Below are 16575 nucleotides of genomic sequence, written 5' to 3'. Positions count from 1 at the left end.
GACGGTCAGTCGTCGGCGGCCGCCGAGGTACCGACCTCGATCTCGCCGGCGTCGAGTTCGCGTTCGACCTCGCGGGCGGCCTGGACCATGTTCGCGGTCTTGCCGTAGGCCACCTCGCGCGGCAGGAGCTTCAGCCCGCAGTCGGGGCTGACGGTGAGGCGTTCGGGCGGGACGAGTTCGAGTCCCTTCTTGATGTTCTCCTTGATCTCCGGGACGGATTCGACCGCCGCGACGTGGGCGTCGGTCACGCCGAGCGCGAGGTCGATCGTGAACTCGGGCTCCGTGAAGACATCGAGCTGTTCGTAGTCGCCGTTGGCGAGCTCGACGTCGAACTCGTCGATCGGGAAGTCGAGGATCTCGGGGTAGATCCGGGAGTAGTCCCCGTAACAGACGTGGAGGCCGATCCGGACGTCCTCGGGGAGGTCGGCGACGATCCGGTCGAGCGCCTCGCCGACGATGGCGTGGTCGTCGGGCGTGGTGGCGAGCGCGGGCTCGTCGATCTGGATGTAGCGCGCACCCTGTTCGACCAGCTTTTGTATCTCCTCGTTCACGAGGTCCGCGAGCGCGAGCGCGAGGTCGCGGTCGTCGTCGTAAGCCTCGTTGAAGCTCCAGCTCGCGAGGGTGTAGGGTCCCGTGATCGGCACCTTGACGGGCCGTTCGGTCGCCTCGTCCGTGAACTCGAACTCCGAGACCAGCCAGGGCTCGTCGTAGGCGACCGTGTCCGTCACGGAGGGTTTGTCGAAGTAGTTGTGGCCCCAGACCTTCACTGGTCCATTGAATTCGTAGCCCTCGATCCGCTCGGCGAAGAACTCCACCATCTCGTTTCGCCGCATCTCGCCGTCGACAACCACGTCGAGCCCCGCGCGCTCGTGCTCGTCGGTGATGACCCGGGCGGCGTCGTCGGCGGCTTCGGCCCAGTTGTCGTCGTCGAAGGGCCCGTCGGGGTCCTCGTACTGTTCGCGCACCCGGTCGAGCCACTTGGGTTTCGGGTAGCTCCCCACCACGGTGGTGAGGATGAAGTGCTCGTTCGGGTGGTCGGCGGGTCGGAACTGCTCGCGGTTGTCGCTCATGCGTCGGCCTCCGCGAGCGCGGCCCCTTCGGCAAGCGCCTCGAACTTGGCTTTGGTTCGGTTCACTGGGAGGTAGAACAGCTCGGTGTTGGTGGTGAGGTAGGTCGTCTCGAAGTCGGCGGCCGGCACGTTCGACTCGACCCACGCGATCCGTTCGGCCACCTTCTCGGGGTCCTCGACCAGCGTGTTCTGGCCGTCGACGAGTCCGAGGGCGATGTCGTCCTTCGTGCCGTACTCGTTGATATTGTACAAATTGTCCTCGTGGTTGGTCACGAAGTCGTAGCCGACCGCGTCGACGTCGGCGTCGAGGACATGAGCGTGGACCTTCTCGGTCAGCGCGCCCCAGTAGGTCTGGACCACCACGTCGGCGCTGGTCGCGTCGGCCACCGAATCGAGCGCCTCGCTCGCGCGCTCGGCGAGGTCGTCGTCCGGTGGGGCGGTCACCAGCGAGGGTTCGAGCACGAACACCGTCTCGACCTCGGGGAACGCCCGAACCTCGCCCGCGAGGAAGTTCGCGATGGCGTCGAGGAAGGCCGCCTCGTCGCCGTAGAACTCGTCGGTCGCGAGGTCGGCGAGGGAGTACGGTCCTGGGACCACGGCCTGGACGGATTCAGGCGCGTTCTCCATCTCGACGAACGCGTCGAGGTCGTCGGCGAGGTCGCCGTCGAAGGTGAGTTCACCCGAGACCACCGGCTCCCTATAAAAATTGTTGTTGTCGTAGTAGCGCACGATCCCACGGGTCTCGACCGCGTCGTGAACGCAGAGCGGGTGGGCGAGCATGTCGTCCCAGCGGAGCTGGCCCTCCCCAACCCTGTGGAGCCCCGCGGTGGTCTGCCAGTCGGCGACCGCCGCGCGCGCCTCGTCGTAGACGTCGGTTATTTCCGCGCCCTCGTCGCCGTCGACGAGGTCCTCCTTCTGGTGGCCCTTCAGACTCCCCAATCGGTCCTTCGCCCAGTCCGGCAGCGGAAGGACACCCGGTGTCGTCGCAACGAGTTCCGTCATTGCCGACCCGACGTGATGCGGGTCTTTAATATTTTCTACTCTGTTTTATGCACCCGAGTTATCACGTCGGGTCGAGTCGGAGTATCACGAGCGTCTCGAAGGGGAACGAGTTCTCGGCGACGGCCGTCGCCTCGAAGCCCGCGCTCGCCGCGCGCTCGCGAACCACGTCGATATCGGAGAGGCTGCTCACGAGGAGGAGAACGCGGCCGGACGGGGCGAGCACCCGACCGACGTCGGCGAGGAACGGTTCGATCACGGCCCGACCCGTCTCGCCACCCGAGAGGGCGACCCCCATCCAGTCGTCGGCCTCGTCGTCGGGGTCGGTCGGGAGATACGGCGGGTTGAACGTCACGAGGTCGAACGAGTCGGGCGCGAACGGTGCGGTGAGGTCGCCGCGGACGGCCTCGATACCGTGGTCGCGGGCCTCCCGACAGGCGTGGGGGTTCCGGTCGACGCCGATGGCCCGGGCCCCGGTCTCGGCCACCTCGTGGGCGACGTAGCCCGACCCCGTCCCGACGTCGAGCACGCGGTCGGTCGACGACGCGGCCTCGCGCGCGGCGGTCGCGAGGAGGTCGGAATCCTCCGCCGGCTGATAGACCCGGTCGCGTTCGCGGCGGGCGTCGAGCCCCATCACTCGCCCCCGTCGGCGGCCGTATCCGACCTCGGAGCCGCCTCCGGGGCCATCTCGTCGACCTCGAAGGTGGCCTCCTCGCGCGCGCTGAGGGTGCGCTGCGGGTAGGGGATCGAGATCCCCTCGCGGTCGAAGGCGGCTTTCACGTCGGTGATGACGGCGGTCTTCGCTTTCCAGAGCCGCTGGGCGCTCGGGTCGCCGATCCACCACCGGAGTTCGAGGACGACCCCCGACTCCGCGAACCGTTTCGAGATGACGCGCGGGGTCGGTATCTCCCGCACCGCCTCGACGTCGGTCATCGCCTCCTGGGCGACCTCCATCGCCCGGTCGAGGTCGGTCTCGTAGTCGACACCGACTTCGAGGTCGATCCGGAGGCGGTCGTTCTCCGAACGGTTCACCAGCGGATTGGAGGTGATCTCGTCGTTGGGGATCAGGACGTGCTCGTCGTCGAACGTCCGGAGTTTGGTGTTGACGATGGTGACGTCGCGCACGACGCCCTCGTGGTCTTCGACCTCGATCCAGTCGCCGACGTGGAACGGCCGCGAGAAGAGCAGGACGAAGCCCGCGGTGACCGCGCCGATGGTCTCCCGGCCCGCGAGCCCCACGACCGCCCCCAGAACGCCCGCGCTGAGGAAGAGGTTGCCGAGGCTGACGCCCCAGACCGCGAGCGAGATGAAGCCCGCGAGCACGAACACACCCACGTCGGCGACGTGGTAGGCCACCTCGCTCTGATGGTCGGTGATCGCACCGTGTTCCTCCGAGAGACGGTCGATCGAGCGGTTCAGCAGTCGGACCAAGAGGTACGCGATCACGGCCACCGAGATGATGAGGAGGATCCGGATCCCCGTCCAGGGTTTGATGCTCAACGCCCTGGTGATGAGGTGGGCGGCCCCGTCGGCCCGCCGCCAGATCACGGTGAGCAAGTAGACGGTGGCGACCACCCAGACCGCGACGAAACCCGCCTGGGAGGCCTCGGTGAGCCGGGAGCTGTAGCGGTTCTTGAACGGCCGCCCCGCACGGTCGACGAGGTAGACCACGACCCCGAGCAGTACCAACGCCCCGAGGGTCCCGAGCACACGTGCGCCTACCGAGGAGAAGTACGTCGTCTGGAGCCACCTGACGAAGCCGGTCGCGAGGATCACCGGCGATCACCCCCGGACCGCACGGTCGAGAGCGTCGCCGTCGCGGGCCATCGGTCGGCGGGGAACGCCCCCGCTCGTCCCGACCCGCTACAGCCGGTCGAACTCGGCACCGCCACACTTCGGACAGATCCGCTTTTGCTCGTCGAACTCCGTGAGACAGTCGACACACCGGTACCGCGTCGTCTCGTCGTCGGTGGACGCCGGGGAGAGGCTCTCCCGGATGTCCTCGATGATCGCCATGGGGCGTGGTAGGGTATCGGGGTCCTTCGGGTCGTTGCTTGAAACTGCCAGGTTCGAACGTTTGAAGGGGTCTTCAGCCACGGACCGAACGACGGCGTTCGAGTGGGGTGGCCGGAACGCGGGCGGTGCGGACGGTGTGGACGGCGCGGACCGCGAGCCGTCACACCGTGAGCCCTCCGTCCTCGATCGCGAGGGTCGTGAGCGCGGCGAACTCGTGGGGACGGAGCTCGCCCGCGCGGCTCCCGAGCAGGTCGTCGTCCGCGGCCGCGACGACGGCCGCCGCGTCGTCGATACCGGTGATGTGGGTGGTGTTGCGGATCGCGTTGCGCATCGTCTTCCGACGCTGGGTGAACACCCCGCGGACGAACGCGAAGAAGGCGTCCTCGGGGACCTCGTAGTCGGGTTCGCGTGGCGTGGTCCGTACCACCGCGCTCTCGACGGCGGGCGGGGGCGAGAACGCCTCGCGCGGGACGCGCTCGACGATCTCGGCGTCGGCGTAGTGACCCGCCGTCACCGACAGCCGGCCGTATTCCGAGGTTCCCGGCTCGGCGACCATCCGCTCGGCGAACTCCGCCTGCACCATCACCACCAGCGGGCGCTCTCGCGGCAGGAGGCGGAACAAGAGCTCGCTTGAACTCCCGTAGGGGAGGTTCGAGACCGAGACGGAGAACTCGGGCAGGTCGACGTCGAGCGCGTCGCCGGCGACCACGTCGAGCCGCCCGGCGTCGACCGCCCCCGCGAACTCCTCGCGGAGGAACTCGACGAGGCGGACGTCCCGCTCGACGGCGGTCACGTGCTCGGCGTCGGCGAGCAGTCGGTCGGTCAGCCCACCGGTGCCCGCCCCGACCTCGAGGACGTGGGTCGTGTCGAACTCGGTTGCGTACTCGGGGAGCCGGTCGAGCACCCGGTCGTCGACGAGAAAGTGCTGGTCCTGGTTCCGGTCGCCGCGAACGCCCGCCCGCGCCAGCAACGCGTCGGGGTCGCGCCGGGCTCGCGAACCCTCGGGTTCGGTCATTGAGTGGGTTTGTTGCCCGCCAGATGTAAAACCTCCCGCTCTCGGTCGTGCGCGTGGTCTCGGCGGCCAACACTGATACCGCCCGACCATCGAAACGGGACATGCCGGTTCCGAACTATCCCGACAAACACGGTGCATCGGCGTATCTCACGCCGAGCGCCTTCCACGAGTCGAAGGACGTTGCCGCCAGCGACGTACCGCAAGCGGTCGTCCTCTGTTATCAGCCACCGTTCTTCGACCACGTCGTCGAAGCACACACCGAAGCCGAGGTCGAATACCCGGGTGCCGGTCGACTTCATTCGCTATCGGGAACCGACGGCCGGGTCGGCGTTCTCGGCGGCTTCGGGATCGGCGGACCGGTGACGGCCATCGCCATGGAACACCTCATCGAGCTCGGAACCGAGCGGTTCTGTGTCCTCGGTGGCTGCGGTGGTCTGGGCGGAAACGTCGCACCGGGTGAAACGGTCGTCTGTGACCGCGCGATCCGTGACGACGGCGTTTCACACCACTATCTCCCGTCGGAGCGGTACGCCGACGCGAGCGAACGACTCGTGAGCGTGCTGGCGGACACGTTCGACGACACCGACGTCGACCACCGAACCGGTTCGTCGTGGACCACCGACGCGATCTTCCGCGAGACGGTCCCCGAGATCGAACACTACCGCGACGAAGGCGTGCTCGCCGTCGAGATGGAGGCCGCGACGGTCTTCGCGGTCGCGGAGTACCGAGACGTGGATGCCGCGGCGGTGCTCCGTCCGTTCGACCTCGTGCTGGTCGACGACTGGGAGCCGAAAGCGGGGTCGACGGTCGACGGGTTAGCGGCCCTCTTGGCACCGGTTCGGGATGCGCTCGTCGTGGATATCGAAACGCACGGCTCGGTGTCGAACGCCGCGTGACGTCACTCCTCGACCGGTTCGCGCCCCACGAAGATCCGATATTTCAGGTCCTCGTCCCGGAGCTCTTCGAGGATCCGTTCGACGAGGATCTCCTTCGGGCGGTGGAGGCCCGCGACACGCTCTTCGAGGTCGTCGAAGCTCTCGAACGGGGTTCGTTTCCGTTCGTCGAGGATCGAGTTTCGGAGCTTCTTGCCGATCCCCGGGAGGAGGTTGAGCTGGTGGAGCCGGAGGCTGATCGGCTGGGCGTCGTTGTAGAAGTCGACGAACCGGGTCTCCTCGCGGTCGATGAGGTCCTCGACGGCGTACTCGAGTTCCGAGCGCGCGGCGCTCGAGACGTCCTCGAAGGTCACGGTCCGGAAGCGCTCGACGCCCTCGTGGTCGGGGCGAACCCGGTCGCTGAAACCGATGTCGGTCTCGCCGGCGAGCGTGAGTTCGACGAGCGAGAAATCGGTCTCACGGAGACAGTAGGCGATCGGGGACTTCCGATTGGGCGGGCGGTCGTCGTCGGCGCGGCCGTTCGGGAGGAGGTCGAGCACGACGACACGGCGGTCGTCCGTATCACCGCTCTGTTTGGCGTCGCTCATGCCGCTCCCGTACGCCGAGGACGCACTTAAATTCGCGCCGGCTCAGGCGTACCGAGCGACGACGTCGAGCACCTCGTCGAGCTCGTCGCCCGAGAGGGAGTAGCGCTCCTGGGCGAACACCGCGCGGAGCTCGTCGCGGTTGGCGGGTTTGAGGTTCGCGATCTTGTACGCCGTGGGCTCGTCGATCTTCTCGAAGTCGTCGAGTTCGTCGACGAACTCCTGGGACTCCTCGACCGTGAGCTCGGAGAACCGGTTGACGTGCTCGATCGCGCGGTGGAGCTCGTAGCGCAGCTCTCGGTCGGGGTCGGCGGCGCGTTCGGCCTCGATGTCGGCGAGGAGCTCCTTGGTCTCGGCGAGCGTGAGGTACTCCTCGTCGAGTTTCCGCTTGAATATCGTCATTCCTGGCGGCGGAGGTGGGCGGGGATCGCGATCAGGGTCTTGTCCTTGCCGCCGTCGTTGATCCGAACCCGGTAGGCCCGACCCTGTCGACCGAGCACCTCGCCGGTGTGGCCGTTGAATCGGGGGTGGAACCGACCGTCGGGAACGCTGGGGTCGAGACGAAGGTGGACGCGCTCGCCCTCGTCGAAGTCCTCGATGGCGCGCTGGGGCGGCGAGGTGCCGCGGTCGCGCGGGTCGTTCGAGAGCTTGTTCCGGGTCTTCTTGAGGGGTCCCTTGGAGTTGGGCATGGTAGAACCGGGTTATGCGTCGGCGGCCATAAAACGTGCGTTCTCCCGTCGCTCAGATCCGGCCGACGTTCTCGACCGCGACGCTCTCGACACGGTCGAGGGCGGCGAAGGCCTCCTCGACGGACTCCGTCCCGCCCGCGTCGTCGGGGACGATGACGGTGGGGAGCAGCGCGACCAGCCCGAAGGCGACGTCGTCGCGTTCGAAACCGTTGATCTTCGCGCCCTCCGGCAGGCTCTCCTCGAGCTCGTCCTGGAGGTCGTCGAGGTCGACGTCGGGACTTTCGGGCATCACCTTGAGTTTCGCGGCGACTTTCCCCATTTTACGGCCCCGTGAAGCCACACCGCGGGCATTCGTAGAGGGTACTCTGCTTGCGGCAGTTGGCGTCGCGGTAGATCTGGTGGCCACAGTCGGGACACGGGAACTTCGCGGCGTTGGTCCCGGAGATGTTGGTCCCACACGAGACACAGGTCCGCGCGGGCGTACCGTCGGCATCGCTCTGACTCATACCGGGACGTGTGTACCCGCGGGTTAAATCCTGTCGAAACCGCGCGGACCGGAGCCGTGACGGCGACGGCACTGCTGGCGGGTGTAACGACCAAAAAATCGGTGGGTGAACGGTTCTACGAGTCGATGAGCGGCGTGACGATGCCGAGCACCTGGTCCTTGTCGCGGGCCGGGTTGAACGCGTTCGGCGCGGCGCGCTGGAGGTTGAGGACGTTGAAGAACGTCGAGTGGTTGGCCTCCACGCTGTGGATCGAGAGCGCCGCCGCGAGCACGTCGTCGTTCTCGATGTACGGCGCGGCACCCGCGTAGGCCGAGACGCCGACCGCCTCGATGCGGTCCGAGAGGGCAACGAACTCCTCCATCGAGTCGTAGGGGAAGGTGTACTCCGCAGCCTCGACGGGCGTGCCGCCGAGGTCGGAGATGGTCTGGCTCAGCGCGTCGACGTGCTGGGCCTCGTGGTCCGCGACGTCCTCGATCTGCTGGTAGAGCGAGTACCGGAGGGTGGGGCGGGCGAAGTACTGGGCCACCGCCGAGCCCTCGACGTCGCTCTCGGAGTGCTCTTCGAGGAACTCAGCGTAGTAGGTGGCTTCGAGGTGTTCGAGCGTCAGCGCGTAGTTCAGGATGTCGACGTCGCTGGACTCGTGGAAAGCGCTCGCGGTCCCGGCCCCCACGGCCGAGAGCGCGACGGCACCGACGCCGACCTTCGCGGCGTCGCCCATGAACTTTCGGCGCGAACCCAGCTTCTCGGTCATCGTCTCGAAGAAATCGAGCGGTCCGTCGGACTCCTCACGTACGGTGTTTTCGTCTGTCATTTGAGTCACGTGCGTCGCCGCACGGCTATCATCCGCCGGATCAGTACATGAAAGTATGCCACAAATACACCCAAATTCGCCCTGAATTGGACGGCCCACGGCCCATCGGGGGAACCGGACGGCTTTTGCGCGCGAGTTCGCAACCCATCCCATGACAGAGGGATGGTTCGCGGGGCTCGCGCCCGACGACCCGGCGACCCGCGACCGCATCCGCGACGGGAGCGCGGACGAACCGGCCGACTGGCCCGCACTGGCGGTCGAGGACGGCTTCGTCGCCGACGAGGACGACTACTACGCGACGCTCCACGACACGGCGACCGAGGCGGCCCGGACGGCCGCGACCGAACGCGAGCGCGCCGACGACCGCCAGGTCATCCACGCGATTCGCGCGATGGACGACACCGAACGGATGGCGAACGAACTCGCCGAACGCGTCGCCGAGTGGGCGGGGAGCCGCTCGGACGACGCGGGAACCGGGGTCGAGTTCTGCCGCGAACTCGCCCACGAGGACGCCGACGACCCCACGGGCGAACGGGTCCGGTCGCTCGCGGGTCGCGCGGTCGCGCTCGACGACGAACGCGCCGCGCTCGAAACGTTCCTCGAACGGGCCCTCCCGGCGGTCGCCCCGAACCTCACGGCGCTCGCGGGACCGACGCTCGCGGCCCGCCTCCTCTCGCTCGCCGGCGGGCTGAAATCGCTGGCGAGGACGTCGAGCAGCACCGTCCAGCTCCTCGGTGCGGAGGAGGCCCTGTTCGCCCACCTTCGGGGGACCGCCCCCTCGCCGAAACACGGCGTGATCTACGTCCACGAGTCCGTCCGCGGGACCCGGCCCGAGAAACGCGGGTCGGCGGCGCGGGCGCTCGCCGGGAAGCTCACGATCGCCGCCCGGATCGACCACTACGCCGGCGACCGCCGGCCCGCACTCGACGACGAACTGGCCGACCGGATCGCCCAGATCAGAAGCAATACGGAGGCTACCGATGGATCTGCCTGAAGGGATCGAGTATCGAGAATTCGACGGCGAGGAGCGCCTCGCGACCCGTGGCGAACCGGTGTACGGCGAACCGACCGCCGAGGGCTGGCGCGCGTGGGACGCCCGGCGCTCGAAACTCGGCGCGATGTACGAACGCGGGATGGAGCCCGGACTCCAGAACGGCGACCGGGTACTCTACCTCGGCGCGGCGAACGGCACCACCGCGAGCCACGTCGCCGACGTCGCGCGGGTGGTCTACGCGGTCGAGTTCGCCGCCCGCCCGATGCGCGACCTCGTCGACGTGGCCGGGACACGCGATGCCCTGGTCCCGCTCCTGAAGGACGCGCGAAAACCCGCGAGCTACGGTCACGTCGTCGAGGCCGACCTCGACGTACTCGTTCAGGACGTGGCAACCCGGGGGCAGGCGCGCGTCGCGTGTGCGAACCGCCGGTTCCTCGCCGACGACGGCCGGCTGGCCGCGGTGGTCAAGGCCCGAAGCGAGGACACCGTCCGCGACCCCGAGGCGGTCTTCGAGGACGCGCTCGACCACCTCCGGAACGAGTATCGGGTCCTCGAGACGAAACGGCTCGACCCGTTCCACGCCGACCACCTCGCCGTGGTCGCCGAGCCGCGCTGACCCGTCGCTTCGCCGTCCGCTGTTTTGGGAGCCGGCTCCCCCCACCACAAAGCACTTACCAGATGGGTAGTTCCTTCGAGGCAGACGCCGACGAATGATGCCACGACTGCCCCCCGATCGCCAGTCCACGGACCAGCAGCCGCTGCAGCCGGGAGCCGCGAATCGCGGAACCGCCGACGGTCACCGTGCGGACCGACCGTGACGAGCCCACGACGCCGTCGGATCGGCGCGGCGCTCGTCGCGCTGGTCGTTCTCGCGACGGTCGCCGGCGTGATGGCCCTCCCGACGAGCGCACAGAACGCCGGTAACGCGACCGAAACCGCGACCTTCAACCGCTCGACCGTCGCCGAGCACCGCGGCGATATCGCCGCGATCCCGGTGACCCTCGCAGGGACGACGAGCGCGACCGTCACGGTCGGGAGCGGGGCGGTCAACTACGCGACCAACGTCACGGTCAACGACACCGACGGCGACGGGCAGGTCACGCTGCGCATGAACACCTATCTCGCGGGGACGGGGGAAAACGAGAGCGAGGTCTACCGCGCCGGCAACGACACCGTGACCGAGACGAACCGCACCACTGAACCGCTCGACGCCCCGCTCGAAGTCAGCACGTACAACCTCTCGGTCGCGGTCGACGGTCGCGAGACCGACACCGCGTCGCTCGAGCTCATGGGTCGGACGGACGGCGACCTCGCGACGTGGACCGCGCCGGCGGCGAGCTTCGACAACATCACCACCGCGCGCGACGTGGCCACCGCGGTCAACGCCGGCCGGGTCACGACGACCGACTCGGTCGCGAACGGCGACGTCGCGGTGAACCAGTTCCGCGTCTCCGGGGTCTACGGTGTGCTCGCGGCCTCGAATTTCTCGACGCTCGTCGAGACCGGGACGCTCGACTTCTCGATGGTGCAGACCAACCCCGAGACCAACCGACCGCCCAAACGCCTCGACCTGGCACGGAGCCTCGAAAACGACTCGATACGGGTGATCCCCGACGGTGGGAACGACGTGCTCTACGTCAACGTCAACACCACCACGGCGGTCTTCGAGAACGGGAGCCTCGCCGCGGGCGACGAGTTCGAAACCGCGCTCACGCTCAACGGCAGCGAGGGCTTCGCGGGCGACGACCGAACCGTCTCAGCGAACGTCACCGTGGTCGGGGCCGAACTCGGGTTGGGGGCGCTCTCGCTCTCGGCCGACACCAATCAGACGGTGCGGGGAACGACGAGCGTCGCCCCCGGCAGCGAGGTGACGGTCCGCCTCCAGCGGAACGCCTCCGACTCGTTCGTCAAGACCAACACCACACGGGTGAAGCCCAACGGGAGCTTCGCCGCGACGTTCAACCTCTCGCAGGTCGGGGCCAGAACGCCGGTGATGGTCGAGGCCACCGGGCCGCTCAACACCAGCGATAGTACGAGCACGATCGTCCGGGCGAGCCAGTCGACCGACAGCGCCGGCGGAACCGCCGCGGTGTCGCTCGCCGACCAGACCACCGGCGGCGAGACGATCCGCCTCGACAGCGTGACGCTGCCCGCCGGCGGCTTCGTGGTCGTCAACGCCTCGAACGGCACCGCCGAACGGCTCGTCGGGGTGTCGAGCTACCTCGAGAACGGCACCAGCCGGAACGTGACCGTCCAGCTCGACCAACCGCTCGACGACGACGCTCGGGTACGCGCGGTGGTCCACACCGACTCGAACGAGAACCAGGTCTACGACTTCGCGAGCGCGAACGGGACCCAGGACCGCCCGTACACCGTCGACGGAACCCCGGTGGCGGCGAGCGCGCGGGCGACCGTCGTGGAGACCACCCAGCGCGCGGACACAGGCGCGAACGCGTCGACCGCCCCGAACGCGACGGGGACGCTTGTGGCTACGACGGCTGGCGGCGACAAAGAGGGGACGACGATGGGAGCCGGGACGACGGACGAGACCGGCCCCGGTCTCGGCCCGGTAGTCGCCGTTCTCGCGGTGCTGGTCGCGGGCCTGGTCGCGTGGCGCGTGCGCTGAGACGAGTTGGAGCGGCAGGAATGACGCCGGCGCGAGGGGATGGTCGTGGTGGCGAAAACGACAACACCTATTGCCCGCATCGACCTACCACCGGTGAATGATCGACGCGGTGCTTTCGGCGCTCGCGTGGGTGGGTCGGTTCGCCGACGCGCTCGCGTGGCTGTCGGTTCTGACCTTCGTCGCCGGCGCGCTCCTCGCGTGGCGCGACAGCCGGTTCGCACGACCCGTCACGGTCGCGGGGTGGGTGGTCTTCGCCGCGTTCTGGTTCTCGGTGTTCCATCACTTCGCGTTCGTCCAGAAGAGCATCATCGAGGGGATCGGAACGCTGGTCGCGGTGCCGGCGAGCCTCTACGCGGGGCTGTTGCTCGCCCGCGGCCGTGATTCGCTGTTCGTGCTCTCGCGGGCGGTCGCCGCGATGGGGGTCGTCTTCTTCCCGTTCGAGTCGATCCCGGTCCTGACGGAGTTCCTGATCGAGACCGTCACCGCCCAGACCGCCTTCCTGATGGGGCTGCTGGGGGCCGACCCCACGGTGGTTCCGGGCACGATGGTCCCGAGCGGCGGTCACCCCGACTACCACAGCACCTTCTGGTTCGTCACCGACGGCCACACCATCACCTACACCATCCTGATCGCGTGTACCGGGATCGGCAGCATGGCGATCTTCGCGGGGCTGATCGCGGCGGCCGACGCCCCGCTCTCGCGCAAGCTCCGCGCGCTCGCAGTCTCGATCCCCGTGATCTACGGGCTGAACCTCGTCCGAAACGTCTTCATCGGGCTCGGGTTCGGCCTCCAGAAGTTCGACGTCTTCCCGAACCTCGTGATGACGGTCTTCGGCACCGACGACCCCTACAAGGTCTCGTACTTCGTCGCGGACCGCGTGCTCGCCCAGAGCCTCTCGGTGGTCGCGCTGGTCGCCATCACCTGGATCGTGGTCCGAGAGCTCCCCGAGGTGATGGTAGTGATAGAGGACGTGCTCTTCATGGCCACCGGCACCGAGTACGACCTCCGCGGACAGCTCGGCTGACCCGAAGTAGCCGTATTCGACCCGGTAGTGGGCGGAGCGCCGGGTGCGCCGCTCACCGACCCTCCCGATACCGCAGGACCGCCGTGACCGCGCGCACGACCACGTAGGGCAGCACGACCGGCAGGGTCAGCAGGCACGCGAACGCGGCGAGCAGCGCGGCCACGCCGGGAGCGGTGAGCGCGACCGTCGCCAGCCAGCCGAGGCCGGCCGTGAGGACCACGACTGCCAGCGCTCTCGTGTGGCGCTCGGCTGCCGTGGCTCGCCGGGCAGCGCCCACGCGCCAGTCGTTCGTCGCGTTCGATTCGAGCGTCGAGTCGTCGGTTCGTTGCATGGATTCTCCGTCGGGTGCGTCGTTCGTGCGGCCCCGCTCGACCCGCCCGCGACCCTCGGACGACACAGCGATGCCTCTCACGGGACCACTGCGCCGTCGCGAACCGGCAGCGAGTCGTCGCCGGTTCGTGGTCGCGGGCTGGTGAGGGACCGAGCCCTCCCCCGACATCGAGGCAGGGGGTCGATCCCGGATCGAGCGGGGCGGTGCGTTCGTCCCGCCGTCGAGGAACCGTCTCCGTCGAGGGCGGGACCGATCCGTCATCGGACAGTCGGCCCGAACGGCCGCGCGGCTCCGGTCCGGGACCCAGTCACGACAGGAAGCAGGCGAGAACGCCGCAGTCCTCCCCGACACTTCGAGGCTTCGCTCGCCGGTCGATGGCGAGAGAAACCGGCCGCGTGGGTTCGAAACCGGGTGGCCTACGCGGACCGGGTGGGGACGAACTGCGCGAGGTGGACCGTGACCGAGTCAGCCCGCATTCCACCGCGTCCCGTCACCGGGGAACCGCGATTGCCGTTCCGGCAGGTATCCGAGGGCGTGCCGGACGTGGGTGTGCCGTCGAAAGCACACCAGTCGTGTGGAATGCGGGTCATCGTCGGTCGGTGTCACCTCGTGCCCGGCGCAGCGCCGGGCGGATGACGTACTATGACCGATTCGAGTGTCAGTAATAAAACTACTGCGGGACGCGATAGCGTGACAGGTCCACGAACGAACACGAGCTGACAGATCTGGCTATTTCACCCGAGCACGGTGAGGAAGACGAACAGCGACCCCATGGAGATCAGCGTGGTGAGGAAGACGTTGAGCGAGGCGAACGCCTCGTCGCCGCCGAGCTCGTTGGCGAAGACGAACGTCGAGACCGCCGTAGGGGTCGCGAACATCACGACGCCGGCGGTGAACGTCGCGGTGTCGGCGTGGAGGGTCGAGAAGACCGCCCACGCGAGCGCCGGCATCAGGAGTATCTTGAGGCCGACGACCCCGGCGACCGCGCCGACGTCCACCGCCGGAAGGTCGATCTCGAGCGACGAGCCGACACACAGCAACGCCAGCGGGAGCGCGAACTGGCCGAGGAGGTCGAGCCCGCCGGCGACCGTACCGGGAACCGGGATCCCGAGCGAGCCGACGCCGAGACCGGCGACCAGCGCGATCAGCACTGGCGTGGTGAGGATCCGACGGACCTCGTGCCGAAGCGTGGTGTCGGCCCCGTTGATCGACGAGAGGACGAACACCGTCAGCGGGATCTGCACCAGCGAGACCATCCCGAGGATCGCGCTCGCGGCGGCGGTGACGTGGTCGTTGAACGTCGCGGCGACCAGCGGGACGCCGAGATAGCCGAGGTTCGAGTGGTAGGACTGCACCGTCGCGACGCTCCGTCTGGCGCTCGCGTCGTGGCGACGGTGGACGACGAACGCGACCGCCACGGTCCCGAAGAAGACGACGAACACCCCGACCACCAGCGCGGGCGAGAGGATCTCGCTCACCGAGCGGGAGTAGGTCGAGACGAAGATCAGCGCCGGGAGCGCGACGTAGTAGGCGGCGTCGTTGAGCCAGTCGGCACGCCGGTCGTCAAGCACGCCGCCCATCCGGAGGCCCGCCCCCGCCACCAGCAACGCGAGCAGCGATGCCAGCCGGAGGAGGACGCTCATACAACCACCGGGGCCGCTCGGCGAATTTGAAGGTTCGGGTTCGCCTCACGGTCTGTACCGGTCGATACTGGACGATCGCTCCGGTCGGACCGACCGTTACGAGCCGTCGGCGAAGAGCCGGTCGGGCGCGTTCGCGAGCGCCGACAACGCCTCGCGTTCGAGGTCGTGGAGGACCCCCGGAATCACGAGGAGGTGGAGCGGGTCGCCGAACTCGCGGTCGGCGAGTCGGGCGAGCGTGTCGGCGGCGACCTGTGGCTCCGGGCTCCCGGCCCGTGCGACGACCACCCCGATGGCGTCCTCGAGGGCGGGCGCGAGGCGGTCGGCGGCGGCGCTCGCGGTCAGATAGCGGTCCTCCGCGGCCTTGATATCGAGATAGCAGAGGGTGTGGAGCCCCCGGTCGCGGTTGTCGTCGATCGTGTCGACGACGCTCTCGGGGATCGGGCGGTCGCCGTAGGCGAACGGCACGGTTGTAGCCTTGCCGAAGCGGTAGTTCTGGAGACCCGTGAGCGAGCTCGCGGCGGTCTGGGCGGTCGTGCCGTGGACGATTCGCGTCTCGATACCGCGGTCGTGGGCGCGGAGCCGGAGGTCGACGTGCGTGGTCGAGACCATCGGGTCGCCGACGACGAGGAAGACGACGTCCTCGGTCTCGGCCGCGTCGAGAATCGCCGTCGGGTCGCGTTCGACGCCCGCGCGGTCCCGGGTCTCGATCTCAACATCGTGGTAGGCTTCGAGGTCGGCGACGCTGGCCCCGCCGAGGGTCGAGGTGTAGCGCTCGACGAACGCCCGGTCCGCGTCGTGGAGCGCGTCGCGGCCCTCGATGGTTATCGAGCGCTCGTCGTAGAGTCCGAGGCCGACGAAGGTGAGCATGACCCGACTCGGGAGGCGGACGGATTAAGAAACCCGGTTACGCGAACGTCCATCGGGTCGCGTCGTCCGGGTAGTCGTGCCACGCCAGCACGCGCTCGGGACGGATGGCGAAGAAGGGCGTGCCGTGTTCGATCCGTATTTCTCCCGATAGGCGGCGTTCAGTCGGTCGACGAGACCTGGGTTGCCGGTCCCGTCGTCGATCCGGTTGGCGGTGCCCTCGACGATGACGACCTCGTCGCCGCTCTCGCCGTGGACGACGGCCGCAGGGTTCGTGGCGAGGTTCCGCACCCACCGCGTCCGCTCGCCACCGCCGCAGTAGAACGTCCCGTCGACGAACACGCCCTAGACGGGTCTGGCGTGTGGGGTGCCGTCCGGGCGGGTCGTCGAGAGCCAGACGGTTCGGTGTTCTCGGAGCCGTGTCGCGACGAACTCCCACGGGAGGAGCCCGTCCTCGCCTTCGGGGATCCCGTAGCTGGATTCGGTGTGTGGCCGTTCGCGGGTGGTGTGG

At 68.4% G+C, this 16575-nt stretch carries 20 protein-coding genes and 1 pseudogene; 5 read left to right on the top strand and 16 right to left on the bottom strand.

From position 1 onward, the window contains the following. Positions 1–5: 5 nt before the first annotated feature. The 6 genes from GT355_RS03935 to GT355_RS03915 form a co-directional block, all read right to left on the bottom strand. Positions 6–1070, bottom strand: a complete 1065-nt coding sequence (locus tag GT355_RS03935; protein ID WP_160133418.1) for a methionine synthase — start codon at positions 1068–1070, stop codon at positions 6–8. Continuing rightward, complete coding sequence (locus GT355_RS03930; RefSeq protein WP_160133417.1) at positions 1067–2071, bottom strand: 5-methyltetrahydropteroyltriglutamate--homocysteine methyltransferase; 1005 nt, start codon at positions 2069–2071, stop codon at positions 1067–1069. The genes GT355_RS03935 and GT355_RS03930 overlap by 4 nt, the downstream gene beginning before the upstream one ends. Before the next feature lie 61 nt (positions 2072–2132). Beyond that, entirely contained in the window at positions 2133–2702 is a 570-nt protein-coding gene (locus GT355_RS03925) for a HemK2/MTQ2 family protein methyltransferase (protein ID WP_160133416.1), read from the bottom strand. After that, positions 2702–3844, bottom strand: a complete 1143-nt coding sequence (locus GT355_RS03920) for a mechanosensitive ion channel family protein (RefSeq protein WP_160133415.1) — start codon at positions 3842–3844, stop codon at positions 2702–2704. Before GT355_RS03920 ends, GT355_RS03925 begins: the two co-directional genes overlap by 1 nt. A gap of 87 nt (positions 3845–3931) precedes the next feature. Continuing rightward, complete coding sequence (locus GT355_RS17940) at positions 3932–4084, bottom strand: hypothetical protein (protein WP_192927954.1); 153 nt, start codon at positions 4082–4084, stop codon at positions 3932–3934. Positions 4085–4244: 160 nt separating this feature from the next. Further along, a complete protein-coding gene (locus tag GT355_RS03915; RefSeq protein ID WP_160133414.1) occupies positions 4245–5099 on the bottom strand; it encodes a 16S ribosomal RNA methyltransferase A in 855 nt (284 codons plus the stop codon). Positions 5100–5200: 101 nt separating this feature from the next. On the opposite strand from GT355_RS03915, the gene GT355_RS03910 reads away from it, so the two are divergent. Beyond that, positions 5201–5995, top strand: a complete 795-nt coding sequence (locus tag GT355_RS03910; RefSeq protein WP_160133413.1) for a phosphorylase family protein — start codon at positions 5201–5203, stop codon at positions 5993–5995. A 2-nt stretch (positions 5996–5997) separates the two neighbouring features. Here GT355_RS03910 and GT355_RS03905 read toward each other — a convergent pair whose 3' ends face one another. The 6 genes from GT355_RS03905 to GT355_RS03880 all read right to left on the bottom strand — a co-directional run bounded on the left by GT355_RS03905 (position 5998) and on the right by GT355_RS03880 (position 8582). Further along, positions 5998–6579 carry a DUF655 domain-containing protein gene (locus GT355_RS03905; RefSeq protein ID WP_160133412.1) on the bottom strand — a complete coding sequence of 194 codons (582 nt, stop codon included), beginning with the start codon at positions 6577–6579 and terminating at the stop codon, positions 5998–6000. Positions 6580–6621: 42 nt separating this feature from the next. Continuing rightward, a complete protein-coding gene (locus GT355_RS03900) occupies positions 6622–6978 on the bottom strand; it encodes an RNA polymerase Rpb4 family protein (RefSeq protein WP_160133411.1) in 357 nt (118 codons plus the stop codon). After that, positions 6975–7265, bottom strand: coding sequence for a 50S ribosomal protein L21e (locus tag GT355_RS03895; protein ID WP_120070246.1), 291 nt, complete (start codon positions 7263–7265; stop codon positions 6975–6977). The genes GT355_RS03900 and GT355_RS03895 overlap by 4 nt, the downstream gene beginning before the upstream one ends. Positions 7266–7317: 52 nt before the next feature. Then, a complete protein-coding gene (locus tag GT355_RS03890) occupies positions 7318–7584 on the bottom strand; it encodes an elongation factor 1-beta (RefSeq protein ID WP_120070243.1) in 267 nt (88 codons plus the stop codon). A 1-nt stretch (position 7585) separates the two neighbouring features. Continuing rightward, the gene (locus GT355_RS03885; protein WP_120070240.1) at positions 7586–7771 is read right to left on the bottom strand and encodes an HVO_2753 family zinc finger protein; all 186 of its coding nucleotides are present in this window, start codon (positions 7769–7771) and stop codon (positions 7586–7588) included. Positions 7772–7886: 115 nt separating this feature from the next. Continuing rightward, positions 7887–8582 (bottom strand): ferritin-like domain-containing protein, encoded by a 696-nt coding sequence (locus GT355_RS03880; RefSeq protein WP_160133410.1) that lies wholly within the window; start codon positions 8580–8582, stop codon positions 7887–7889. 151 nt (positions 8583–8733) lie between these two features. Between GT355_RS03880 and GT355_RS03875 the strand changes: the two genes are divergently transcribed. From GT355_RS03875 to artA, 4 genes are all read left to right on the top strand, one after another. Further along, positions 8734–9576, top strand: a complete 843-nt coding sequence (locus tag GT355_RS03875; protein ID WP_160133409.1) for an NOP5/NOP56 family protein — start codon at positions 8734–8736, stop codon at positions 9574–9576. Beyond that, a complete protein-coding gene (locus GT355_RS03870; protein WP_160133408.1) occupies positions 9563–10192 on the top strand; it encodes a fibrillarin-like rRNA/tRNA 2'-O-methyltransferase in 630 nt (209 codons plus the stop codon). The genes GT355_RS03875 and GT355_RS03870 overlap by 14 nt, the downstream gene beginning before the upstream one ends. A 198-nt stretch (positions 10193–10390) precedes the next feature. Beyond that, complete coding sequence (locus GT355_RS03865) at positions 10391–12202, top strand: DUF7282 domain-containing protein (protein WP_240145704.1); 1812 nt, start codon at positions 10391–10393, stop codon at positions 12200–12202. Positions 12203–12299: 97 nt separating this feature from the next. Further along, positions 12300–13226 carry an archaeosortase A gene (artA, locus tag GT355_RS03860; RefSeq protein WP_120070228.1) on the top strand — a complete coding sequence of 309 codons (927 nt, stop codon included), beginning with the start codon at positions 12300–12302 and terminating at the stop codon, positions 13224–13226. Between the two features lie 52 nt (positions 13227–13278). On the opposite strand, the gene GT355_RS03855 is transcribed toward artA, so the two are convergent. From GT355_RS03855 to GT355_RS03840, 4 genes and pseudogenes are all read right to left on the bottom strand, one after another. Beyond that, positions 13279–13557 (bottom strand): hypothetical protein, encoded by a 279-nt coding sequence (locus tag GT355_RS03855; RefSeq protein WP_160133407.1) that lies wholly within the window; start codon positions 13555–13557, stop codon positions 13279–13281. Positions 13558–14291: 734 nt separating this feature from the next. Continuing rightward, a complete protein-coding gene (locus GT355_RS03850) occupies positions 14292–15200 on the bottom strand; it encodes an AEC family transporter (RefSeq protein ID WP_160133406.1) in 909 nt (302 codons plus the stop codon). Positions 15201–15296: 96 nt separating this feature from the next. Continuing rightward, the gene (dph5, locus tag GT355_RS03845) at positions 15297–16067 is read right to left on the bottom strand and encodes a diphthine synthase (RefSeq protein WP_160133405.1); all 771 of its coding nucleotides are present in this window, start codon (positions 16065–16067) and stop codon (positions 15297–15299) included. Positions 16068–16104: 37 nt separating this feature from the next. Next, positions 16105–16532: pseudogene (locus GT355_RS03840) on the bottom strand (pyridoxamine 5'-phosphate oxidase family protein). Between the last annotated feature and the right edge of the window lie 43 nt (positions 16533–16575).

The sequence above is a fragment of the Halococcus salsus genome, assembly GCF_009900715.1.
Classification (GTDB): domain Archaea; phylum Halobacteriota; class Halobacteria; order Halobacteriales; family Halococcaceae; genus Halococcus; species Halococcus salsus.
The sequence above is the reverse complement of the archived record's forward strand: the minus strand, read 5'-3'. Positions and strand labels throughout refer to the sequence as shown.